Annotated in this window: 9 protein-coding genes and 1 pseudogene; 5 read left to right on the top strand and 5 right to left on the bottom strand. The window is 65.8% G+C overall.

The genetic code is table 11. The features are described from left to right. Window positions 1-219 precede the first annotated feature (219 nt). From VGD20_RS06525 to VGD20_RS06515, 3 genes are read right to left on the bottom strand one after another with little or no spacing between them, the layout of a single operon-like run. Complete coding sequence (locus VGD20_RS06525; protein ID WP_331133679.1) at window positions 220-786, bottom strand: retropepsin-like aspartic protease family protein; 567 nt, start codon at window positions 784-786, stop codon at window positions 220-222. 44 nt (window positions 787-830) lie between these two features. Continuing rightward, window positions 831-1,439: a hypothetical protein gene (locus tag VGD20_RS06520; protein ID WP_331133678.1), complete on the bottom strand. Its 609-nt coding sequence runs from the start codon at window positions 1,437-1,439 to the stop codon at window positions 831-833. 32 nt (window positions 1,440-1,471) lie between these two features. Beyond that, window positions 1,472-2,197, bottom strand: coding sequence for a folate-binding protein (locus VGD20_RS06515; RefSeq protein WP_331133677.1), 726 nt, complete (start codon window positions 2,195-2,197; stop codon window positions 1,472-1,474). Window positions 2,198-2,421: 224 nt separating this feature from the next. On the opposite strand from VGD20_RS06515, the gene pyrC reads away from it, so the two are divergent. Beyond that, complete coding sequence (gene pyrC, locus VGD20_RS06510) at window positions 2,422-3,444, top strand: dihydroorotase (protein ID WP_331133676.1); 1,023 nt, start codon at window positions 2,422-2,424, stop codon at window positions 3,442-3,444. Here pyrC and rarD read toward each other — a convergent pair. Further along, window positions 3,441-4,358 (bottom strand): EamA family transporter RarD, encoded by a 918-nt coding sequence (gene rarD, locus VGD20_RS06505; RefSeq protein WP_331133675.1) that lies wholly within the window; start codon window positions 4,356-4,358, stop codon window positions 3,441-3,443. The two genes, pyrC and rarD, sit on opposite strands and share 4 nt — an antisense overlap. Before the next feature lie 19 nt (window positions 4,359-4,377). Further along, window positions 4,378-4,599, bottom strand: coding sequence for a hypothetical protein (locus VGD20_RS06500; protein WP_331133674.1), 222 nt, complete (start codon window positions 4,597-4,599; stop codon window positions 4,378-4,380). Window positions 4,600-4,780: 181 nt separating this feature from the next. On the opposite strand from VGD20_RS06500, the gene VGD20_RS06495 reads away from it, so the two are divergent. From VGD20_RS06495 to VGD20_RS06480, 4 genes and pseudogenes are all read left to right on the top strand, one after another. Beyond that, a complete protein-coding gene (locus tag VGD20_RS06495) occupies window positions 4,781-5,179 on the top strand; it encodes a glycine zipper 2TM domain-containing protein (RefSeq protein WP_331133673.1) in 399 nt (132 codons plus the stop codon). 160 nt (window positions 5,180-5,339) lie between these two features. Beyond that, window positions 5,340-5,891 carry a GNAT family N-acetyltransferase gene (locus tag VGD20_RS06490; RefSeq protein ID WP_331133672.1) on the top strand — a complete coding sequence of 184 codons (552 nt, stop codon included), beginning with the start codon at window positions 5,340-5,342 and terminating at the stop codon, window positions 5,889-5,891. Continuing rightward, window positions 5,888-6,328: a DUF1330 domain-containing protein gene (locus tag VGD20_RS06485; RefSeq protein WP_331133671.1), complete on the top strand. Its 441-nt coding sequence runs from the start codon at window positions 5,888-5,890 to the stop codon at window positions 6,326-6,328. The genes VGD20_RS06490 and VGD20_RS06485 overlap by 4 nt, the downstream gene beginning before the upstream one ends. An 86-nt stretch (window positions 6,329-6,414) precedes the next feature. Continuing rightward, window positions 6,415-6,840: pseudogene (locus VGD20_RS06480) on the top strand (hypothetical protein); the annotation flags it as partial.

Genomic DNA, 6,840 nt, shown 5'->3' with positions numbered 1-6,840 from the left:
TCATCGCTCTGGTGGGAGCCCGAGCGCCTTCCCCATCTGGTCGGCGTCGCCGCGGGCGCGTTTGCCGACCCCGGTTTTCCGGCTCCGGAGCAGGCTGTATGGTCCGAAGATCGGCATTCATGGTTTGAACTTCCGCCCGGGATCGCTTCGCATCCGGGAAACCCGGCGCACGCCGCCCGGCGCGAATAAAAGGCCCTGGCGCGATCGACAGCGCCGCGATCAGCGCAGCGTCATCGTGTCGCCCTCGACGTTCACCGCAGCGAGCTTCGACAGGAAGCTTTGTCCGAGCAACGACACGCCCATGTCGGCATCGACCACCGCAGCCTCGACGCGCCGAACCTCGATCCCGTCGATCTCGACGCTGTCGAGCATGACGGTGCGCATCGGGACGTCGCCGCCGGCAGTGCGCGCGGTGCCGCTGATGGGCAGGCGATCGACGTCGATGCCGATAGATTCGGCGTCGTCCCGCGTCAGCGCGACGATCGATGCGCCGCTGTCGACCATCACCCGAATATTTGTGCCGTCGATATCCGCATCGGCATAGAAATGCGAATCGCCCGACCGAGCGAGCAACACCTCGCTGGACCGGCCCGATTCTCCTCTGGCTTCGGCCGCGGCCAAGGACCGGTCCTTACGAACTTTGTGCGTCGTCCAATTGTCGTGATTGCCCGAAACGGCATTCGATGTTTCGACGACGTCATTGGATGAGGACCGGCTGGCGAGCCCCGCCATGCCGACCGAAACCGCCGCGATCACCGCAGCAAACCCGAGAAAGCGCCCCAACATGAGGCGCTTTTCGCAGAAGAGGGTTCGAGATTGGTTAAGCGGGCTCAGCCCTGTTCGACAAACGCCCGCCAGGTCGGATTGCCACCGCGAATGCTGTAGGCGATCCGCGCACAGGCATAGGCGCGCCCCGGCCGGTTGTCGGCGTCGGCGGCCGTAACCGGCCACAGCTTTTCACCATCGTCCGCGGCCGACCAGCACACCAGGGCTTCGGCCTCCTGCCCCGTCTCGATCGCGGTGCGTTCGTCGACACTCAGAGACGCCGGAGCGTTCCAGCCCAGAATGGCATAATGCGCAGAGCCCTTCGAAAACAGGGCATCGAGAAAGGGGCTGTCCGGATCGCGGAGCAGCCCGCTGACGCGCTGGCGATCGGCAGCGCTCAACCACTGCCCGCCCAGCAGCGGCGCCCACTGCGCCTCGTCGCGCGACCGGAGCGCCTTCGCCAGCTCGCCCGCCGCGGCTTCGAAGCGCGGCGTCCAGACCGAGTCGGCGGCAAGCGGGGCCAGCCGGGACAGCGGCCGCGCGGTTTCGGGTTCGGCCGGGAGCAGGGACACCGGGGCACCGGCACCGGCACCGGCACCGGCGGTTTCCCCCGCGATGGCCGGCACGGTCACGAAAGCGGCGGCCAGCACCGATGAAATCAGGAAAGCGCGCATGACCGGTAATATAGCAGCAATGCCTGCATCTGTCATGAACCGGCAGCGAGCCCCTCGCGCAGCCAAGCCGGGGCGCCAGCGACGTCGATACCCTCGACCCGCCGGTGCTCGACCGACCAGCCAAGCTCGGGATAGGCGACGACCTGCCGCTTCGTGTCGGCCTCCGCGATCGGCACGACCACCAGCCGCCGGTTGACCTTTTGCCGCCAGTTCATCCGCGCGGTATTTTCCTGTCCGACATAGCAGCCCTTGGTGAAGCTGACCCCGTTCAGTTCGGCGGCGTTGCATTCGAGCCAGAGGGTCGTGCCGTCGCCGAGCTCGGCGCGGCCTTCGGTGACGCCAAGTGCAAGCCGGTGCGCGTGCCACGCGGCGTCAGCCCCCTCGCCTTCGCCGTCGGGCGCGAGCCAGCGCTGGCCAAGTTCGGGGAGCCGCGGGTCGACGACGCCAAGGTCGCCTTCGGGGGCCCAATGGACCGCGAGACCGGGCTCCGGCGCGATCGTGATCGCACGGCGGAGGCGATAGAGCGTCAGCCGCTTCGCCAGCGCCTCGGCGGCATCGCGTTCGCAGTCGATGAGGATATCGTCTTCGTCGCCCCAGATCAGGAAATCGAAGAGCGCCTTGCCTTGCGCGGTCAGCAGTGCCGCCCAGACCGGCAGGTTGCCCGCCGTTTCGTTGGTCACCAGCCCCTGCAGGAAGCCGCGGACGTCCTCCCCCGACAGACGGATGAGGGCGCGGTCGTGAAGGGTGGTATTAGCCATGAACAGCGAAATAGGGCCGAAGCTCGATGACTTAAAGCCCCTCCCGCTTGCGGAGGGGAGTATCGGGTTGAACAGCCCCCAGCGGTTCAAGAATGTGCCGGGGGCACATTCGACCCGATACTGGGTGGGCATGTAGGGTTGGGTAAAAATCAAACATCCGCTATGCGCCGCCACGGACTCGCCCACCCCCAGCCCCTCCCGCAAGCGGGAGGGGGGAGATTTTAATGACCGACCGCCTGACGATCCGCCGCCCCGACGACTGGCATGTCCATCTGCGCGACGGCGCGATGCTGGGTCATGTCGCGCCCTATACCGCGCGGCAGTTCGCGCGTGCGATCGTCATGCCGAACCTGTCGCCGCCGGTCACCACCGCCGAGGAAGGTCGCGCCTATCGCGACCGGATCAATGCCGCGGTGCCCGCCGGGCTCGATTTCACCCCGCTGATCGTCGCCTATCTCACCGACCGCAGCGACCCCGACGAGATGGCGCGCGGCCATGCCGAGGGCGTGTTCACCGCAGCGAAGCTCTACCCCGCGCATGCCACCACCGGCAGCGCGCACGGCGTCACCGATGTGGCGAACATCATGGGCGTGCTCGAACGGATGCAGGAAATCGGCATGCCGCTGCTGATCCATGGCGAGGTCACCGACCATGACGTCGACATCTTCGACCGCGAGGCGGTGTTCATCGAACGCACGCTCGAGCCGCTCGTCCGCGCGCTCCCCGCGCTCAAGATCGTCTTCGAGCATATCACGACCGCCGAAGCCGCCGCGTTCGTCGCCGATGCCCCCGCCAATGTCGCAGCGACGATCACGCCGCAGCATCTCCATATCAATCGCAACGCGATGCTCGTCGGCGGCATTCGGCCGCACGCCTATTGCCTGCCCGTCGCCAAGCGCGAGCATCACCGGCTCGCGGTGCGCAAGGCCGCGACCTCGGGTTCGCCCAAATTCTTCCTCGGCACCGACAGCGCGCCGCACGCCGTGCACACCAAGGAAGCCTCATGCGGCTGTGCGGGCATCTTCAACGCGCCCTATGCGCTCGAAAGCTACATCAAGGCATTCGACGAAGATGGCGCGCTGGACCATTTCGAGGGTTTTGCCAGCGAGCATGGGCCGAACTTCTACGGTCTGCCGCTCAATGACGGCACGATCACGCTCGAACGCGGCGAGACGGTCGTTCCGGAGAAGATCGGCGACGTCGTTCCCTTCCACGCCGGCGAAACGCTGGGGTGGAAGCTCGTTTAAGCCGCCGGCATCATCCGTTCGGCGCGCATCTTGCGCCACATGTCGAAACTGAACACCGCAATGCTCGCCCAGATCAAAAGGAAGCAGACGAGCTGCGCCGATTTCAGCGGCTCGTCGAACACGAACAGGCTGAGCAGGAAGGCGATGCTCGGCGCCAGATACTGGACGAAACCGAGCGCCGCATAGCTCATCCGCCGCGCCGCCGTCGCGAAGAGCAGTAGCGGGATCGCGGTGACGACACCCGCCGCGGCGAGCAGCCAGCTGATTTCCGCGCCCGACCCGAAACCGCGCCCGTCGTCCAGCCAGATATAATAGCCCGCGGCGGCAAGCGACAGCGGCAGCAGCAGCGTCGTCTCGATCGCCAGCCCCGGCAGCGAGCCGACGGGGACGATCTTGCGGATCAGCCCGTAGGTTCCGAAGCTGAACGCAAGCGTCAGGCTGATCCACAGCGTATCGAGCGCACCCGCCAAGAGAATCGCCACCCCGACCCCCGCAATCACCACCGCCAGCGCCTGCAACCGCGAGAGCCGTTCGCCGAGGAAGATCATTCCCAGCATGACATTGACGAGCGGGTTGAGATAATAGCCGAGGCTTGCCGCGAGCACATGATCGGTAAAGACCGCATGGATATAGACGAGCCAGTTGAGCGCGATCAGGATCGAACTCGCGAGCAGCATGCGCAGCACGCGCCAGTCGCGGAGCGCGGTCAGATATTCGCCGATCTGGCGGCGGAACGCCATGATCAGGAAACAGAGCGGCAGCGACCAGACGATGCGCTGCGCCAGCACCTCGACCGGCGGCACGCTCGACACCAGCTTGAAGAACAAGGGGACGAAGCCCCAGATCGCATAGGCCCCGAGTGCGTAGGGCAAGCCGCCCTGATGGCTCCCCGCGGGGGCCGCTGGCTGATTCATGATGTCTGGCCCGGCCGGTTCAGATGATGCCGCCGCCGAGCATCAGGCGGATAACGCCGATGACGATGACGACGATGTTGAGATTCCGCCCGCTCGTCTTACCCGACATCGCGCCCAGCGCCAGCCCGACGACCGCGAACGGAACAATAAACCAGTTCGCAATTCCAAGCAGCGGGACGAATGCAATAACGACCAGAACCAAGGCGATAGCGCCAATGACGAGCGATCCGATATTGAGCATGACGGGGTTGTCGCACGCCGCCATCGATGCGGCAAGGCCCTTTCGGTTCGTCGACAGAAACCCTCAATTCGTCTTGTTGCCTTGGGTTAATGCAACGCGTTCCGGACCCGGCTCGTTTTCCCCATCGAAGCGCCCGGTCTCGCCCTGCGGGATAAGGCGTCGAACCAGGAAAGGACTTTTTATGCGTAATTTCACCAAGGGCCTGATGGGCGCTTTTGCCGCCGCCAGCGTCGCCCTGACCGCTCCCGCCTATGCGGGTATCGCGGCCCCGGCCAAGGCGGACGGCTTCCACAAGCTCGACCAGTCGGCCGCCTTCCACAAGAAGCGCAAGGATCGCCGCTATTATGCCCGCGACGAGCGTATCAACCGTAACACCCGCGTGTGGCGCGGCGAAGACGGACGTTATCGCTGCAAGAAGGATAATGGCACGACCGGCCTCCTGATCGGCGGCGCGGTCGGCGGCCTCGCCGGCCATGAAATCGCGGGCGGCGGCGACAAGCTGCTCGGCACGATCATCGGCGCCGGCGCCGGTGCGCTGATCGGCCGCGAAGTCGACCGTGACAAGTATCGCTGCCGCTAAGGCATAGCCAAACCGTCTCGAGTGTGGGTCGAGACCCCTCCGCCCGCACACGTTGATGGCGAGGGCACCGGTTTCACCGCCGGTGCCCTCAAGCGTATCCGCTTGCCCGATACCCGCTCTTGCCGCAAAAGCGTCGGCCAACCGCCGCGGGAGAGTTAATATGTTGAATGGCCCCCTGCTCGTGACCGAGCGGCTGATCCTCCGCCCGCCCGCAACCGAGGATTTCGACGGCTTTGCCGGAATGTGCACCGAAGAAGACACGATGCGCTTTATCGGCGGCACCTGCCAGCGGTCGCAGGCCTGGCGCATGTGGTGCACGCTGGCCGGCGCCTGGCACATCCGCGGCTTTTCGATGTTTTCGGTGATCGAGCGCGCGACCGGCGAATGGGTCGGACGCCTCGGCCCGTGGGAGCCCGACGGCTGGCCCGCGCCCGAAATCGGCTATGGCGTGCGCGCAAAATTCGCCGGCAAGGGCTATGCGCTCGAAGGCAGCGTCGCCGCGTGCGACTTCGCGGTCGAATTCCTGAAATGGCCCGAACTGATGCACAGCATCGACCCCGCCAACACCCGGTCGCAGGCGCTCGCGAAACGGCTCGGGGCGACGAACAGCGGCGCGACCCGCCTCCCCGCCCCGTTCGAAGATGCGCCGGTCGACGCATGGACGCAAAGCGCCGACGCCTGGCGGATCAAGCGCAAGGAATTCCGGCCGTGACCGATCGCCATGTCGACCCCGAACGCGCGCAGTTCGACGCGTTCAAGGCACTGCCGCGCGATACGGTCATCCACATGCTCAACCTCGTCCGCTTCAACGCTGCGGCAACCTACCCCGATGGTCATCCGCTCGCAGGTCAGCGCCTGACCGGGGCGGAAGCCTATCGCCATTATAGCGCCGACAGCGGGCCCATATTCCGGCGCGTCGGCGGCCGCGTGATATGGAGCGGTACGATGGAGGCCATGGTCATCGGCCCCGATGCCGAGCGTTGGGATGCGGCCTTCATCGCCGAATATCCGAACAGCGGTGCCTTCATGGAAATGGTCACCGACCCCGCCTATCGCGAGGCTGTCGTCCACCGCCAGGCGGCGGTCGAAACCTCTCGCCTGATCCGCTGCGCGCCAAAAGCGTCTCGCTCCGAGACAGTTTTCGGCTAACAAAGCCCCGCGCGTTAACGCATTTTATTTGGGCCTTTTTGACCAAAATCGGGCATTCCCGGTAAAGGATTAAGGGAGTGTTAGCGATGATGTTGCGCGGAAAATGGCTGGTCACCGGTCTGCTGATGGCGGCGGCACCGCTCGCCGGATGCCGGGACAATCCCGATGCCAAGGCCGAACTCTCGCCGCTCGACGACGGGCTGACCAACGCCGACCCGGCGATCAAGGGCTCGCTCGAAGACAAGATCATGGTCGACCCGAAGCTCACCGGCCAGTCGAACAAGAATGCCGTGGGTCCGGGCAACAAGCCCGTCGACGGCGGCGTTCCCGGCGTCGACGGCGGCAAGGCGGCGACCGCTGCCGAAGCTGCGGCGGCACAGGCCGCGGGCAAATTGCTGACCGCGCCGAAGGCCTTGCCCTATGAAGCCGGATGCGATGGCTGCGAGGCACAGAAACGCCCGGTCACGATCGGCGCGCTCGCGCGCGACCAGCAAAAGGGCAGCTGCGATGCC

It is taken from the genome of Sphingopyxis sp. (assembly GCF_036402335.1).
Lineage (GTDB): Bacteria > Pseudomonadota > Alphaproteobacteria > Sphingomonadales > Sphingomonadaceae > Sphingopyxis.
This window is presented reverse-complemented; position numbering and strand designations above follow the sequence as displayed.

Coding starts and splice junctions, on each gene's coding strand:
- VGD20_RS06525 (WP_331133679.1), bottom strand. CDS start 786: ATGTTGGGGCGCTTTCTCGGGTTTGCTGCGGTGATCGCGGCGGTTTCG.
- VGD20_RS06520 (WP_331133678.1), bottom strand. CDS start 1,439: ATGCGCGCTTTCCTGATTTCATCGGTGCTGGCCGCCGCTTTCGTGACC.
- VGD20_RS06515 (WP_331133677.1), bottom strand. CDS start 2,197: ATGGCTAATACCACCCTTCACGACCGCGCCCTCATCCGTCTGTCGGGG.
- pyrC (WP_331133676.1), top strand. CDS start 2,422: ATGACCGACCGCCTGACGATCCGCCGCCCCGACGACTGGCATGTCCAT.
- rarD (WP_331133675.1), bottom strand. CDS start 4,358: ATGAATCAGCCAGCGGCCCCCGCGGGGAGCCATCAGGGCGGCTTGCCC.
- VGD20_RS06500 (WP_331133674.1), bottom strand. CDS start 4,599: ATGCTCAATATCGGATCGCTCGTCATTGGCGCTATCGCCTTGGTTCTG.
- VGD20_RS06495 (WP_331133673.1), top strand. CDS start 4,781: ATGCGTAATTTCACCAAGGGCCTGATGGGCGCTTTTGCCGCCGCCAGC.
- VGD20_RS06490 (WP_331133672.1), top strand. CDS start 5,340: ATGTTGAATGGCCCCCTGCTCGTGACCGAGCGGCTGATCCTCCGCCCG.